16 protein-coding genes are annotated in these 14,000 nt (G+C 59.6%); 14 read left to right on the plus strand and 2 right to left on the minus strand.

The window, feature by feature from the left end; all coding sequences use genetic code 11:
- Positions 1–737 precede the first annotated feature (737 nt).
- The 5 genes from HNR51_RS25325 to HNR51_RS25345 all read left to right on the plus strand — a co-directional run bounded on the left by HNR51_RS25325 (position 738) and on the right by HNR51_RS25345 (position 5,118).
- Positions 738–1,736 carry a helix-turn-helix domain-containing protein gene (locus tag HNR51_RS25325; protein ID WP_182556776.1) on the plus strand — a complete coding sequence of 333 codons (999 nt, stop codon included), beginning with the start codon at positions 738–740 and terminating at the stop codon, positions 1,734–1,736.
- Between the two features lie 1,203 nt (positions 1,737–2,939).
- Positions 2,940–3,392, plus strand: coding sequence for a DUF2382 domain-containing protein (locus tag HNR51_RS25330; protein WP_239681603.1), 453 nt, complete (start codon positions 2,940–2,942; stop codon positions 3,390–3,392).
- Positions 3,361–4,305 carry a YsnF/AvaK domain-containing protein gene (locus HNR51_RS25335; RefSeq protein WP_182556778.1) on the plus strand — a complete coding sequence of 315 codons (945 nt, stop codon included), beginning with the start codon at positions 3,361–3,363 and terminating at the stop codon, positions 4,303–4,305. The genes HNR51_RS25330 and HNR51_RS25335 overlap by 32 nt, the downstream gene beginning before the upstream one ends.
- A 117-nt stretch (positions 4,306–4,422) precedes the next feature.
- A complete protein-coding gene (locus HNR51_RS25340) occupies positions 4,423–4,725 on the plus strand; it encodes a hypothetical protein (RefSeq protein WP_182556779.1) in 303 nt (100 codons plus the stop codon).
- 105 nt (positions 4,726–4,830) lie between these two features.
- A complete protein-coding gene (locus HNR51_RS25345; RefSeq protein ID WP_210280252.1) occupies positions 4,831–5,118 on the plus strand; it encodes a hypothetical protein in 288 nt (95 codons plus the stop codon).
- A gap of 845 nt (positions 5,119–5,963) precedes the next feature.
- On the opposite strand, the gene HNR51_RS25350 is transcribed toward HNR51_RS25345, so the two are convergent.
- Positions 5,964–6,374: a helix-turn-helix domain-containing protein gene (locus HNR51_RS25350; protein WP_182556780.1), complete on the minus strand. Its 411-nt coding sequence runs from the start codon at positions 6,372–6,374 to the stop codon at positions 5,964–5,966.
- A 545-nt stretch (positions 6,375–6,919) separates the two neighbouring features.
- Between HNR51_RS25350 and HNR51_RS25355 the strand changes: the two genes are divergently transcribed.
- The 3 genes from HNR51_RS25355 to HNR51_RS25365 all read left to right on the plus strand — a co-directional run bounded on the left by HNR51_RS25355 (position 6,920) and on the right by HNR51_RS25365 (position 8,741).
- Positions 6,920–7,594 carry a hypothetical protein gene (locus HNR51_RS25355; protein ID WP_182556781.1) on the plus strand — a complete coding sequence of 225 codons (675 nt, stop codon included), beginning with the start codon at positions 6,920–6,922 and terminating at the stop codon, positions 7,592–7,594.
- Positions 7,595–8,208: 614 nt separating this feature from the next.
- A complete protein-coding gene (locus tag HNR51_RS25360) occupies positions 8,209–8,418 on the plus strand; it encodes a hypothetical protein (RefSeq protein WP_182556782.1) in 210 nt (69 codons plus the stop codon).
- Entirely contained in the window at positions 8,415–8,741 is a 327-nt protein-coding gene (locus HNR51_RS25365) for a DUF3768 domain-containing protein (protein WP_182556783.1), read from the plus strand. The genes HNR51_RS25360 and HNR51_RS25365 overlap by 4 nt, the downstream gene beginning before the upstream one ends.
- Here the strand turns inward: HNR51_RS25365 and HNR51_RS25370 are convergent.
- Positions 8,738–9,298, minus strand: coding sequence for a hypothetical protein (locus HNR51_RS25370; protein ID WP_182556784.1), 561 nt, complete (start codon positions 9,296–9,298; stop codon positions 8,738–8,740). The two genes, HNR51_RS25365 and HNR51_RS25370, sit on opposite strands and share 4 nt — an antisense overlap.
- A 548-nt stretch (positions 9,299–9,846) precedes the next feature.
- Between HNR51_RS25370 and HNR51_RS25375 the strand changes: the two genes are divergently transcribed.
- The 6 genes from HNR51_RS25375 to HNR51_RS25400 all read left to right on the plus strand — a co-directional run bounded on the left by HNR51_RS25375 (position 9,847) and on the right by HNR51_RS25400 (position 13,968).
- Positions 9,847–10,335 carry a hypothetical protein gene (locus tag HNR51_RS25375; RefSeq protein WP_182556785.1) on the plus strand — a complete coding sequence of 163 codons (489 nt, stop codon included), beginning with the start codon at positions 9,847–9,849 and terminating at the stop codon, positions 10,333–10,335.
- Between the two features lie 6 nt (positions 10,336–10,341).
- Positions 10,342–10,731, plus strand: a complete 390-nt coding sequence (locus HNR51_RS25380; RefSeq protein ID WP_182556786.1) for a TIR domain-containing protein — start codon at positions 10,342–10,344, stop codon at positions 10,729–10,731.
- 2 nt (positions 10,732–10,733) lie between these two features.
- Positions 10,734–11,729 carry a caspase family protein gene (locus tag HNR51_RS25385; RefSeq protein WP_182556787.1) on the plus strand — a complete coding sequence of 332 codons (996 nt, stop codon included), beginning with the start codon at positions 10,734–10,736 and terminating at the stop codon, positions 11,727–11,729.
- Between the two features lie 14 nt (positions 11,730–11,743).
- On the plus strand, positions 11,744–12,220 hold the full coding sequence (locus HNR51_RS25390; protein ID WP_182556788.1) for a toll/interleukin-1 receptor domain-containing protein: 477 nt from the start codon (positions 11,744–11,746) through the stop codon (positions 12,218–12,220).
- A gap of 783 nt (positions 12,221–13,003) precedes the next feature.
- A complete protein-coding gene (gene parA, locus HNR51_RS25395) occupies positions 13,004–13,666 on the plus strand; it encodes a ParA family partition ATPase (RefSeq protein ID WP_182556789.1) in 663 nt (220 codons plus the stop codon).
- Positions 13,663–13,968, plus strand: coding sequence for a hypothetical protein (locus tag HNR51_RS25400; RefSeq protein ID WP_182556790.1), 306 nt, complete (start codon positions 13,663–13,665; stop codon positions 13,966–13,968). Before parA ends, HNR51_RS25400 begins: the two co-directional genes overlap by 4 nt.
- Positions 13,969–14,000: the final 32 nt, after the last annotated feature.

The raw sequence follows: 14,000 nt of genomic DNA on the forward strand, positions 1-14,000 counted from the left end.
GGACGTTGATTACTGCAAGTCCGCAGAAGTTGACCGGTTCTTCGATAACCCTCTCGTTTGACATGCCGCGGGAGCCAAAATCAATGATGACACGGGCTGTCATCATGCAATTCGAGGGGCGGTCGGCATTGAATGCGAGGTTCCGGCCCCCTCGCCCTGGGATCGGTATCTTTAGCCAGTTCTCACTCCAGCGCCTGCCAGGTGCCAGAACACGGAAGTCGATGATTGCACCAGGCGTGTGGTTAGTGACCACAAAGCGCTTATCGGCGACAGTCTGTGCTTGAACGGGCTGAACCAGTGCAGATGTAATTCCACATCCTGCGAAGACCGCTGCCCCTGACAATCTGATTAATGGCGCCACTATGCCCCGCCGACAAGTGCCGAGACTGCCCATACCACGCTCCCTCGATCCACGAGGAGACGTCTGATGCTTCATCGGGCCAGCGTCTCACTCGAGCAGCTCTTCGTTCTGCCGATCGCCGCGGTAGCACGCATCTCTCAGACCGGTCTTGAACGCATGTACCACCGGCTTGAACATGTGTATCAAGCCCGGAACAAAGTGGAACGCACGTGCAGAAGCGCATCAAGAGCTGGAGAGCGCGTTAGACCTGCAGTGCAACTAGACGTCATTGTAAACAACGTTTCCATGGATTTAGCCTGCCGAGCCTGTCGCGACTACAAAGCCTATCTGGAACGCCTGTTTTTACAATTTATGTCGTTGCCTATGGGGAAAGGCGATGCTGAAAGATAAACCAGAAACGGGGGTGCTCAAACTGGAATTGCAGCGATTTTCTACCACTGCCCTACCGGTTCGGGACCGGCATGAGGCATGGCTGCATCAGGATTGGCCAAGCTTCGCGCCGTTCTACCGTTGTGTTCCGCTAGAGCCATTCGACGTCACTGCGGATCGCCTCTATCTCGATAATATATTAATCATATACTCCAAGATCACGTCGCAGGAGTGGGCGCGCGACGTCGGCTTGATAAAGTCCTGGAGCTCGGACTCTCTTGTTGTTGCTTTGACAATCCAGGGAGAGGCAAAGGGAACATGGGGCGACATCCACGTTAAAACCCGCCCGGGAAGTCTTCACCTGGCTGATCTTGCAAAAGCCTCGTCCCACGTTTCAAGCGCAAGTCAGACAATTATCCTGATCGTGCCTCGCGCCCTTGCTGCTAGTCGTGGTCTTGACGTTGCCGCACTCCATGGAGTTGCCATTGCCTCGCATACAGCATCGTTCCTGACCACGCATCTGCTCAGCCTTCGGAGTGCCGTGCCGGAGCTCCCGAGGAGTAGTGGGATGATGCTGGCACGTGGAGTCATCGATCTCCTTGTTCTGGCACTTGCAGGAACAGGAAGGGCATCCCAAGCCGTCGTTGGCCGACGCGGCCTCGCACTGCTGGCACGGGGTGCAATCGATGAAGGACTCGGCTCTCCCTCTCTCAATACGGCAAGGCTCTGCCGTACTCTGGCAGTTTCGCGCGCTACACTCTATCGCCTGTTTGAGGAAGAAGGCGGCGTTCAATACTATATCCGTCGCCGCCGTCTTGAAGTCGCACGAGCAACTCTTGAGGATGCGACTTCCGCAGAGCCAATCTGTGCGATTGCGGAGCGGTTCGGCTTCAGCGATGCTGCCCACCTCAGTCGGCTGTTCCGTAGACAATATGGCATGACGCCAAGCGATTGCCGTGCGGAAGCTCAACGAATTGCCAAGCAGAAGGACGCGCAGCTGCGATGATCATATCGGCAGTGGTACTGGCCAGCTTCGTCTGCGCTTTTCTCCTGACGATGCTGATGCGTCTTCCTGCTCTCGGCGTCGCTTGCGGGGTTCCGCTAGCGGGAGCGGCATGCGCTTTTCTCGCGATCACGCTTTTCCCGTCAGGAGGATCAACTGAGCCTGTTGTCGTCCCGCTGCTTTTGATCATTGTCGCGCTCGGGGCTGTTCCCGGCGCAGTGTTAGCTGCCCTACGCCGGCGGGGTCATACCGAGGTCTAATGGGCCACTACCTGCAACGCGTTAGGTCGAAGGGTCCATCCGCCGTGTTGAGCCTCATCCGGTTCCGTCCCAGCCGTTCGACGACGCTCTCCGTCCGCGTGCCCTCTGCGACGACCACAAGCTGACCGCCTTTAAGGCTCCATCGAGCAGAGCCTTCATCCGTTGTCCCGTCCTGCGAATAAACAACAGCGGGAGGCTTGCAGCCGTCCGTACCCCAGCTGCCTACAAGATATTCACGAGTGACCGGCGAGGATCTATCTTTGGCGTTGACTGGCGTGTGGTAAGCTGTTGACAGCAACAGCATGACCAAGGCTGCGATTGAATTCATTATCAATGGATTGGATTTTTTCTGCTGTAGGCTGAGCGGCACTTGATCACCAACGTTTTGTGCCACCAGGTTGCGCTTGTGCGGATGATATCGCGCCATAAGGTGGGCTTAGCCTGACTTCGTGGATGACCTAACCATCAGGATGTCCACTGTCGGCTGAACGGGTAGCACGTTGCGGAGCCGCCGTGCTTGTACACATGTCTCAGCAGCTTGTCTGGGCGCCTCATACTGCGCCTTTCGCTCGTCGAGCCCACGTGGCCACGATAGCGGATGCGCCCTGATTTTGGTTGTCAATGGCGGCTTCCGTTCAGCGGCTCAAGGCCCGGGTTGTGCCCAGATGACCACCACTGCAGCTAGGCCGGGATCTTCACGGAGTCCGGCTCAAGTTCGCACCTCCCTCTTCTCGCTTCGGATGAAAGGCGCCGTCTCAGCAAAGCTTAGCCAATGTGATCGGCTTTAACATTCTGCGGAACTGCCTCAGGGCATGGACCGTTCTCGTGCTGCAGAACAGGTCAGGCCACAATGATCAAAACACCTCCTGTGGCAAGTGACGACGGTGCTTCCACGCAAGTGCCGTCGCAAAACGGCGGTACAGACGAAGATCTAACCCCGCTCGAGCTGCGAGCAGAGGAGGAGCTTGTTCTTCCTGTCGTCGAGGAAACTGCTCACATCGAGAAGCGGCTACGCGAAAAAGGTCGCGTCCGCGTCAGCACACAAACAGAAACCATCGAAAAGGTGCTCCGCGAGTCGCTGCACGGCAACACCGTGGGCGTCAGTCGGCTGCCCATCGACCGCGTCATCAAGGAAGGCGAGCCTGTTCCTCAGACGCGCACGGAAGGCAGCGTCACCATCATCCCAATCCTCGAAGAGGTCCTCGTCGTCGAGAAGCGCCTGATCCTCAAGGAGGAGGTGCACATCCGCGAGACGAGCACGAACGAGGACGTCGAGGTTCCGGTCACCCTGCGCAAGCAGCGCGCGGTGATCGAACGCATAGGTCCGGAGGGGGCTGAACCCACCACACCTACGGAGGAAACAGACCATGACCCAGACGATCACAGCCCTGTACGATAACCGGCAGGACGCTCAGAACGCGCTCAGCAAACTCGTCGCCGCCGGCATTCCCGAGTCCTCGGTCCGCCTCGTTCAGGGCCGCGAGGGCAGCACTGCTCAGAGCACCGGAGCTTACGACCACACCCGGGACGAAGGCGGCTTCTGGGGTTCGCTTAAAGACCTCTTCCTGCCGGAGGAGGACCGCTACTCCTACAGCGAGGGGCTGAACCGCGGCGGCACGATGCTGACGGTCTCTGCCGACGACAGCAAGATCCGTGCAGTCGCCGATATCCTTGAGCAGACCAACGCGGTCGACCTGGACGAGCGCGAGTCGTCCTGGCGGCAGGAGGGCTGGAGCGGCTACACCGCAGGTGCAACGGGTGCCGAGGCTGCGGGCGGTATTCCGGCAACCGGAGCGTCGGCCGGCACCACCGGTCTGCATGCCGCGGGTGGGGCCAGTTCCGCAGGTTCCTATGCTAGTGGGGTATCTGGTGTCACTGGCGCGGCACATGATGCGCAAGTCGGCAGCCGGGAGACTATCCCCGTCGTTGAGGAGCGTCTGAACGTCGGCAAGCGGGTCACCGAGCAGGGCCGGGTGCGGCTGCGCTCTTACGCCGTCGAGACGCCGGTAAACGAGCAGGTGAGCCTCCGTGAGGAGACGGTCCACGTCGACCGGCAAAGGGTTGATCGTCCGGTAACGGCCGCCGACGAGGCACTGTTTGCCGAGAAGACCATCGAAGCGACTGAGCGTGTCGAGGAGGCGGTGGTCTCCAAGGACGCCCGCGTCGTCGAGGAGGTGGGCCTGCGCAAGGATGCGACCCAGCACACCGAAACCATCACCGACAAGGTGCGGCGCACCGAGGTCGAGGTGGAAGACGAGCGTGGGAACGTCACACGTACCGGCACCGGCGGGACGACAACCGACAAGCGCTAAGCGCTTGTCGCGGCTGATATACCACAGCTCTTAAGCATCCTGCAGCTCGCTTGTGGGATGCTAGGAAATCCTTAACCATGAGCGCGTTGCGATGCAGCCTTTCGAGGTTGTGTCGCAATGCGCTTCATCCATGTTGAGGACGGCCTACGTCTCCGCTTTCCCGGACGCGATGCAGCGTTCAACGAGGGTGTCGAGATCGGTATCCTGGCCGTCAACTTGGCCAGCGGACGTGGCGAGTTCACGCTGCAGCTCTCCAGCGGCACACTTGAGCAGGCTCGAGCCCTCGCCGCGCAGATGGGCTACCGGGTGCATGTCGTCCGGAGCGACGAAGCCTGGGCAGGAGTGACGTTTCTGACCGGCCGTAGGCGACCCAAGCTGACGCTGATCCACAATCCGCCAGAGGCTCAGGCTGCAGGCTGACCAACGGAACGCCCGCTGCCGTGTGGTTCAACCATTCGGAACAGTGGCGATCTGCTTCTCGGTGACATTCAGAACGAGGTCGGCAACCACAGCCGATCGTGGCGGTTGACCCAAGCAGCTAAAGCCACGGAGAGCGTTGTGGCCGTTATTACGATCACGATCGGACTGCGCACCGGCACCCGGCTTCTCGCAGCCAACTCAGAACGCAGTGCCGCTAGCTACGCCGAGGCGGTTGTCTACGCCATACCGCGCGAAGCTCTCCCGGTGCCTCTGGCTGTCTCTTGCCTCGATACAGGCGTCCGCAACCGGCTGACCGAGTATCTGCTCGATCTGCAGACCGAATGCCTGCGTATGCCTCTGCCAAACCAGAACGCGTCTGGGGCTTTGGGCTGATTGAAGGGCTTTCCATGCCGCTTCAGTCCTGCCTACATCTCACCCCATGCTTCTGATGAGCGCCAACTCGAATACGCCGCTGTCAGCGGACTCTGCGCCTGACCATGGGCCAATCCTGGACGCCCGCACACGCCTGCGGCTCGGGCTGCAGCTGCAGGCCATCTACGAGCCGGTGCTGAATGACGTTCTAGATCCACGTCTGGCCGAGCTGCTGCGGCAACTTGAGTGCGATCGGGATCAGACACAAGCCGGCTAGCTACCTGGGCTGTGGTGTGCCCACGCACTTGAAGTACAAGCTATGCCGTACACGCAACGTCGCAAACCCTTCGAAGGGGGTTGCCTTGTGCGACGCACCATCTAATTTTGGATTATGCGCAACCGCGATGGCGTCGCGGTCATGCTGCTCTTCTTGAGCGTTTCCTCCCAAGACTTCGGGCCGTCCCCTCACCGGGGCGGCCTTTTTTGTGTCTTGTAAGTGATCATCTATCCATCTCCGCCGAGCGCAGCAAGCAAGATTTTTCTTAAACGGCCTTCACCCATGTGGAATTTTTTATCCAGTTTGAACTTGGCAGCAAAAAACTGGCGATTTGACCGAGCGCGGCAGCGTTCAGCGATCATAGACTGAAGGCACGTACGGCTGCGGCCAGAGCAGCAAGTCCGCCAAGGGCGACAGCCGAAATCAGCCGGGCACGCGCCCAGGGCCTGAAAGGATTATCGTTACAGGGCTTTGGCGCGCGACCGGGCCACCTCCGCCATTTACGCTCCGCATTATGAGCATCGAGCATGGCCTGAAGACCTTGCCTATCAGGCTGAAGGAGGCATGACATGAATGACGTCCTTGGCGGCTATTCGCCGTTGGAGCTCTGGACGAGTTGAGCTGTGCTGCGGACGATCGCCAGAACCTCACGACGCACCTGGTCGTCTTCGATCTCGGCGTAAGCACGCAGCAGCTCAACAGCCCCCTTGGCATGCAGGAAGCCGAGCAGCTCGGTTTGCTCCCGAGCAGTGGGGTTATCGCTATCCTCGAAGAAGGTGGAGACCGGCACTTCGAGCAACCGGGCGATCTCGCGCAGGCGTCCCGCGCCAACGCGGTTCTGGCCCTTTTCGTACTTTTGAACCTGCTGGAAGGTCACGCCTACTGCAAGTCCGAGAGCGGTCTGACTCAATCCACGTGCCTTACGCAGCGCTGCAATCCGAAGCCCGACAAGCCGGTCTGCCTCCGTAACCCGCTTCGGCGGCCCGCTGGAGATGTCCATCCTGCTAATCCTAAAATCTTAAATTCACGCTTGTTGTCGAATGTTGATTACAGCTTAATGGCGCTGCAATTTCAAGCGGTCGCCTTAGCTGCAATAAGGCCATCGGTAGCTCGAAGCTCGTAGATTACTCTCAGTGCGAACTTCCTTTGACTTCGGCATAAGGAACAGCAACGGCCTTCTTGCCCTCAATCCGCAAATAATGAAATACGATTTTACAGAAATGCGGGTTTGCAGCCTCTCACTAGGGTGCAGCCGCAGAAAGCAGCGTTCCACCATGTCGTCACAGGGCTGGAGGCGCCCTTGTCGGCCTAGCCGCCGAAAAAATGTAAGATGGCCAGTGGTTTGAGTCCCGACCATTCTGCCAGTTGCGCTGCTGCGACTGATGGCACAGCAAAAAGGCCGCCGAGCAGGTGCTCTAGGCGGTCTAATAGGAAAGCGGTCCAGAAAAAGCTTGCCCCGGCGGTATGCTAGGCAGGGACCGACCGGGGGTTACGTGATAAGTTATGGGGCAACCGACCGAAAAATTCAAGTGAAATCCGCTTTTCGTGCCCACCTTCGTTGACGTCCTTTCCAGCGACCGCTTCGCCACCTACCAGCACTGGGCCGACGGTGATGATGCTCTGGCGCTCCGGCTCTACACCTTCAACGTCCAGCTCTCGGCGGCCCTCTATGGGCCGCTGCACATGCTCGAGGTGACACTGCGCAACCGGGCTGATGCCCAACTGATGACGGTGTATGGCCCGGACTGGCTCGACGACCCAGTCGCCCTTCCCGGCCGCTATCAGCGTGACTGCGTGATCAAGGCCCGCGCCACGCTGCTGGGCGAGCGCAAAGCCGCCAGCCACGGGCAGATGGTGGCCGAGCTGACGTTCGGATTTTGGACTTCGCTGTTTGGCCGTGACGGGACGCACCTGTGGCAGCATCTTCGGCCTATCTTCCAGGCCAAGGGCATTCAGCGAGGCCTGATCGCCGGGCAGCTGCGCGACCTCCGGCACCTGCGCAACCGGGTCGCCCACTACGAGCCGATCCTCACCCAGCCCCTCGCCCAGCGCTACGGCAATCTCACCACCCTCACCGGCTGGCTCTCGCCGACCGCCGCGGCCTGGATCGCCCAGACGTCCGCCTGGGGAGCGCTCTACCCGGCTGTACCGGTGCTTGTGCCGAACGCTGCCGGTGACCTGCGCGTCGAGCCAGCTGTCATTCCCTTCCTGCCAGCCTGATATCCGGAAATACGATTTTCCTGTTTTGCGGCGACTGGCTCTATCCTGATGCCGCATGGGCCAGTCGGCCGTGCCGGCGTCAAGGCACGCTGCGCTCTCCGGCCTTGACCCCATCCCGTCCGACCGGCGGTGGGCTGCCAGTGGGGCAAAGCCCCAAACTGACCAGCAGAGCTGATCCGCTTCTGCAGAAATCCGCTTTTACGACGGATTGGAGTGGCTTGGGACTAGGCTGCAACCCGTGCCCAGTGCGGAGCGGACGAACGCGGCCTTAGGCGGCGTCATGATCGCGGCTGAAACCATCGCCGTCCCGGGCCTGGCAGGAGCCTGATCGGGTCCGGGGGCGCCCTCCCCTACACAATGGCCGGCGGCTGTGGCGGCACTGTGTGTGAGCGGGCTGGTGTGCCTCTCCCGGCAAGCCAGCCTCTCCCCTGCGGCCAGGCGGTTCGGGAGATGCGCCGGAGGCTGTCCCGGTCAAGCGGCTGCCCGCTCCGTTCGCGTGCGCTCCCGTGTTGCCGATGACCAGGACCGGCCGGAGGCCTCAGCCCCGCGGCGCAGCAGAACTCCCGACCGGCCGCGATGGGCGTGGCCGGTACCAGCAAAGGGAGATCCACACCATGACCCGCACCACCACCAACAACCGTCCGAGCCACGCCGTCTACGTGGTCGAGGGAGAGGGCGAGAACGCCTTCTGGACCCGGATCGGCGCCGCCTGGGCACATGAGGATGGCGACGGCTTCAACCTTCAGCTCAGCTGCCTGCCGCTCACTGGCCGCCTGGTCATCCGCAAGCCGCGACCGAAGACTGACGGGGAGCTGGCCCAATGAGCCGCACCACCGCGATCCAGCGTCTCAACGACGCCCTACGCTCTCAGCTGACCGGCGGTCGGCTGATGCTCACCCCAGGAGTCAGCCAACTGGCTCCGCTCGACCGGCTGGCGGTGCTGAACCTGATGCGCGATTTTAGCGCGTTCACGCCGGACAACGATCCTCACGGCGAGCACGACTTCGGCAGCGTCGAGCACAAGGGCACGCGCTACTTCTGGAAGATCGACTACTACGACCTCCAGTTGGCGATGCACTCGCCGGACCCGGCCGATCCGGCGGTGACCGTCCGGGTCCTCACGCTGATGCGCGCCGACGAGTACTAACCGGCTGCGCTGCCCGAACCGCCCTCCGGGGCGGTTTCAGCTTTGGCCATCATGTGGGCCTTCACCCGATTGATCGCCTTACGGTTCTTCCGTGCAAACCGCTGCAGGTGCTCGAATGCTGTCGCGCTCGATTTCGCTTCGATAAAGCGCTGCTGCCACTCCGGCATACCCTCAATCACAGCCAGAGAGTCGATAATTTTTTCGCGGAGGATCTTTTTGGGATAGCGCCCCAATAGGCCTCCATTCAAGGCAACTGTCCGCAGCTCAAGAAAATTCATAAACTCCAGGAAGGCAGCATCCTGCTCGTCCGGCTTGTCACGAGAACGAAGTAGCGCCTGCTCACGCTCAGTCACAGCATTGAACAGCTCTTGCAGGGCCTGCAAATCACCTGCCTTGCGGCCCGCTCGTAGTTGAGCACCGACGTAGAAGAGGGCTGCAAGAGCGATAAGCGCTTGTAGTGCAGTGCCAGCAGCCGACAGTGCAGCCCACTGTTTTTCATCGAGCAGAGCGTAGACTGCGCTTGCGCCCTGGCTGAGCAGCGATAGTGCCGAGTCCAATCTCAGGACTTCCCTGTTGCCAAGGGACGCTGAACCACTGGCGGCGGTGCCGGTTGCGCAGGCTGTGCCTGCTGGGGCAGCGCCGATTGCAGCAAGCGCTGTGGCAAGCGCTGTGGCAAGCTGCGGCGCAGGTTATCGGATGTCATGCCACCATAGAAACTCATATGCTGATCGAGCAGATCGTCGACGTGCAGGGGGGCAAGCCTGGGCAGTTTAGGGATCATAGCGTCGGCTTAGTCCTTCTTTTGAGGAGGGGGTGGTGCGGCCGGAGGAGCTGCGGGGGCTGCGGGAGCCGGTGGCGTGGGACGCAATGCGCCGCTGAGGTTGGCTGAAGTCAGCCCACGCTGCAGCAACGTCGACGATAAGCCATCATTGGCTTGCGTCGGACGACTCGGTTGAGGTCGATCGGGACGGCGAGCTGTCAAATGTAACTCCTAAAGGTTTGATACGCTTGAATTAAGCGGTGAATGTAGCCCGAAACCACTTGCGGAACAAACAGGAAACGCACTAGCTTGTGTTGCAAGTGGAACGTGCAGGGGGGTGAATCCGTGAGGGTCGGAGTCAGCGGGCATCAGGCACGGCCAGGCATCGACTGGAACTGGGTAGCTGATGCAGTTCGAGCAGAGTTGGCTCAGTGCTCGACCATCACTCAGGCGCTTACCTCACTCGCTGTCGGAAGTGACCAGATATTTGCACAATGCGCACTAGAGATGAATGTGCCTGTTCTCGCTGTGATCCCTATCCACAACTATGAGAGTTTCTTCGAAGGGGACGGACTCGCCCGTTACCGCGAGCTTCTCGCCGCTAGTGAGCGGCTCGATCTTAACACCACCGACGAGCCCGAACCGGCCTTCTATGCAGCTGGGCGTTATATCGTTGAGCGTTGCGATCTCCTGTTGGCTATTTGGGACGGTAAGCCTGCTGCTGGTTTGGGTGGAACCGGTGATGCTGTTGAGTACGCTCTTCAGCAGGGTAGATCCTGCATTATAATTGATCCAATCCAGAAGACCGTTAGCCGCATCAACCGTGGAGAATGAGACCTGATGGCCAAAAAACGTGTGTTTGTCAGCTTCGATTACGATCACGATCAATTTCTGAAAACCGCTATCGTCGGTCAGGCGAAGCTGGCGGACAGTCCTTTCGAACTGGCCGACTGGTCAATCAAGGAGCATCTGACGGGTGACTGGAAGGCTAAGGCCCGCACACGGATCAGGAGCGTCGACATCGTCATCATCATGTGTGGCCAGCACACCCACACAGCTGCTGGTGTAAATGCAGAAATGAAAATCGCGCAGGAGGAAGGGGTGACCTACTTCCTACTCAAAGGGTACGCCGACAAGACATGTACAAAGCCTTTGAGCGCAACGAGCCGGGACAATCTCTACGCATGGACTTGGGATAATCTGAAGAAGCTCATCGGTGGAGCTCGCTAGCCATGAAGAAGGCCCTGGTTGTCGGGATTGACGACTACCATTCCGCACCTTTGCAAGGGTGCGTGAACGATGCATCTTCCGTAGCGCAGCTTCTCGAGCGCAATGGTGACGGTTCCCCGAACTTCTCCGTCAGGCTGCTCACCAGTGACAAGCTTGAGGTCAATGCACAGGTTCTGCTGCAGGCCATCACTGAGCTTTTCAGCGGCGATGCCGATACGGCTCTGCTGTTTTTTGCTGGGCATGGGATCATCAACCCGGAAACGAATGCCGGCTATATCGTCAGTCAGGACGGGCGGAAGCCCAGTTGGGGAGTCACGCTATCTGACATCCTCCATCTGGCCAACCAAGCGTACCCGCGCGTGAAGTCGAGCGTGATCATCCTAGACAGCTGTCAATCCGGCTATGCTGGTGAAATCCAAGGACTTGGTTCGGCAGCGAACCAACCGTCGGTGATCGGTAACGGAGTAACAATCCTGACCGCTTCACATCGGGAGGGTACTGCCGCCGAAGAGGATGGGCATGGACTCTTCACTAGCATCCTCCTTGATGGTTTGAGCGGTAGCTCGGCTGATGTAATCGGCCGGATTACGCCGGCATCCGTGTACTCCCATATCGATCAGACGCTTGGGCCTTGGAAACAGCGTCCTGTTTACAAGGCGAACGTGCAAACCTTTGTAACGCTACGCAATGTGGCTCCAAAGATCCCCCACGAGGTGCTGCGACGACTGCCAGAGTACTTTCCAGACCCGGCGCACGTGTTTCAACTGGATCCATCCTACGAGCCTGACCGTGAGAATGTGCCGGAGCGCGTTAAGCACATCCCGGTCGACGAAGATCACAAGCGTATCTTCAAGGAGCTACAGCTTTGTAATCGGCATGGTCTCATCGTGCCCGTCGATGCTGAGCACATGTACTATGCTGCGATAGACTCCAAAGGATGTCGTCTTTCTGCGCTTGGTGCCCACTACAGAAAGCTCGCGATCCTTGGGCGTATATAGATAAGTGAGGGGATATGAAGGTCTTCCTTTCTCATCAAAAGGCCGACTCTGAGACTGCAGGGATTATCGCAACTAGATTGAAGCTTTATCACCAAATTGACGTCTATCTGGACGTTGTTGATCCAAACGCGTCAACAACGGGAGACGATCTAGGAGAGTACTTGCGCCAGCAGCTCTCAATTTGCACCCAGCTGATGGCAGTTGTGTCCGCTGCAACGAAAACCTCGTGGTGGGTACCGTGGGAAATTGGTGTTGCTACCGAGAAGGATTATCCGATCGCCACCTTTGCGGGAGGCTACACGACGCTGCCCGAATATCTGCGCAAGTGGCCTTACCTTCAGTCCATGAGTGATGTCGATGCTTATGCTGAGGCAAGCAAGATGGCACAGCGCGAGTTCAAGAACCGGAGAACCTATCAAACGGATAGCTTAGCGCGGCGTAGCTCTACAAAAGACTTTTATCGCGTGTTGCGCTCAAGCCTACGTCAGTGACTTTGGTTAAGGCATATCCGTGGTCCTCGGCAAGCCTACTGAGACGTGTGGCCGCCCTGTCCTCTGCTGCGCAGCGCCTCGTTTCGCTAGTGGGCAGACCGTCAGGATGCGGACTGACGCTACAAGGACAAAGCGTCTAGGATCCAGATAACGACAATGCCCCTCCCCGGTAACACCCGGAGATGGAGGAACCTACACAGAACATCGCCTGAAAGCTGCCCACCCGTTCCTTATCTGGTTCCCGGCCGGGCTTTTGCGTTGAGGCCCGGTGGCGGGCGCGGCATACGCCAGCCGCGCCCCTGCCTCGCTGGAGTGGGATCAAGACCAGTGCTTTGCGATTGAGCCACTGCCAGGGCGCAACACTGCCTTTCCGGAAATCCGCTTTTACGATTATACGCTGATGAGCAGCTGTCAGGTGCGCCAGGTGCTGGCGATCATACAGGGGCAGAGACAGGTGGCCCCGGCTCATCCCCGGACGACGTCGCTACGGAACCAGGCCCTACGGGTACGGCCGCCGGCATCCCAGAGGGACCCTGCCTCAGCGGTTCGGCCGCGATGATGATCCCGCTTCTGTGCGCCGCCTCGAGGGCGGCGCTGCTGTATGTTTAAATACGATTTTGCGACTCTGCGGTTTTCTGGAAATGTGTCCCAGAGGTAACAGGCATCGTGCGCAGCGTTAACGAACCGTTGGCAGAGGCGTGTTTGTGTGAAATCGTGAACCTACAGAAACGGGTTTGCAGAAAATCGTAAATCCGACGATACGCAAATCCAGAAAGGCGGCGCATGATCATCGGGGTGCTCAACCAGAAAGGCGGAGTCGGTAAAACGACCCTCGCCACCAACCTGGCGGCGGTCATCGCCAAGGCCGGCTACCGTGTGCTGCTGGTCGACGCCGACCCGCAGGGCAGCTCTATGGCTTGGTCGTCCGTGCGCGAGGCCGAGCCGCTGTTCCCGGTGATCAGCATGGCCAAGCCAACCCTGCACCGCGACCTGCCGGAGATCGCGGCCGACTACGATGTGGTGATTATCGACGGCGCACCCAGGGTCAACGACCTCGGCCGCGCTGCGATCCTGGCCAGCGATGTGGTGCTCATGCCGGTGCAGCCGTCGCCCTACGACGTATGGGCCTCGGCCGACACGGTGCAACTGGTCAAGGAGGCCCAGCAGTTTAAGGAAAACATCAAACCCGTTTTTGTGGTGAACCGCAAAATCGTAAATACGGCGATCGGGCGCGATGTGCATAATGCCCTGTCCCAGTTCGAATTTCCGATCCTGCCGGTGGAGATTTGCCAGCGCGTCGGCTTCGCCGAGAGCGCCAGCCAAGGCATGTCCGTGATCGAGACGGACCCCAAGAGCGATGCCGCACAGGAAATCAGCCAGCTGGCCGCCCAGCTTGTCGACATGAAAGCCAAACCCAAGACCAAGAAGGAAAGGAAGGCCGCATGAGCAAGGGAGCCAAGCAGGTCTCGTTCAAGGTGCCCGCATCCAAGCTGGCGCCGGCTGCCGACGCCTGGATCGCCAACCGCGGTGCCGAGCCCACGACTACGGATAGGGAAGGGGGCTCCGTGACCGCCCTCAAGGCTGTTGAAGCCGCTCCGGCGCCGGAGCCGAAGGAGAAGATGTCCCGCTTCACCATCGACGTGCCGGAAAGCCTGCACCGCCGTGTGAAGATGCAGTGCGCGGCACGCGGTCAGAAGATGGCCGACATGATGCGGGATCTGCTCGAGCGCGAGTTCCCGACATCGTAAATCCGCTGATGCAGAATTCCGCTTTTACGATC

Origin of the sequence: Methylorubrum thiocyanatum, from assembly GCA_014138645.1 — a bacterium.
GTDB classification, from domain to species: domain Bacteria; phylum Pseudomonadota; class Alphaproteobacteria; order Rhizobiales; family Beijerinckiaceae; genus Methylobacterium; species Methylobacterium thiocyanatum.

Excerpts from the sequence above, each read along its gene's own strand:
- HNR51_RS25325 (WP_182556776.1), top strand. The coding sequence starts at position 738 with ATGCTGAAAGATAAACCAGAAACGGGGGTGCTCAAACTGGAATTGCAG.
- HNR51_RS25335 (WP_182556778.1), top strand. The coding sequence starts at position 3,361 with ATGACCCAGACGATCACAGCCCTGTACGATAACCGGCAGGACGCTCAG.
- HNR51_RS25340 (WP_182556779.1), top strand. The coding sequence starts at position 4,423 with ATGCGCTTCATCCATGTTGAGGACGGCCTACGTCTCCGCTTTCCCGGA.
- HNR51_RS25350 (WP_182556780.1), bottom strand. The coding sequence starts at position 6,374 with ATGGACATCTCCAGCGGGCCGCCGAAGCGGGTTACGGAGGCAGACCGG.
- HNR51_RS25360 (WP_182556782.1), top strand. The coding sequence starts at position 8,209 with ATGACCCGCACCACCACCAACAACCGTCCGAGCCACGCCGTCTACGTG.
- HNR51_RS25365 (WP_182556783.1), top strand. The coding sequence starts at position 8,415 with ATGAGCCGCACCACCGCGATCCAGCGTCTCAACGACGCCCTACGCTCT.
- HNR51_RS25380 (WP_182556786.1), top strand. The coding sequence starts at position 10,342 with ATGGCCAAAAAACGTGTGTTTGTCAGCTTCGATTACGATCACGATCAA.
- HNR51_RS25385 (WP_182556787.1), top strand. The coding sequence starts at position 10,734 with ATGAAGAAGGCCCTGGTTGTCGGGATTGACGACTACCATTCCGCACCT.
- HNR51_RS25390 (WP_182556788.1), top strand. The coding sequence starts at position 11,744 with ATGAAGGTCTTCCTTTCTCATCAAAAGGCCGACTCTGAGACTGCAGGG.
- parA (WP_182556789.1), top strand. The coding sequence starts at position 13,004 with ATGATCATCGGGGTGCTCAACCAGAAAGGCGGAGTCGGTAAAACGACC.
- HNR51_RS25400 (WP_182556790.1), top strand. The coding sequence starts at position 13,663 with ATGAGCAAGGGAGCCAAGCAGGTCTCGTTCAAGGTGCCCGCATCCAAG.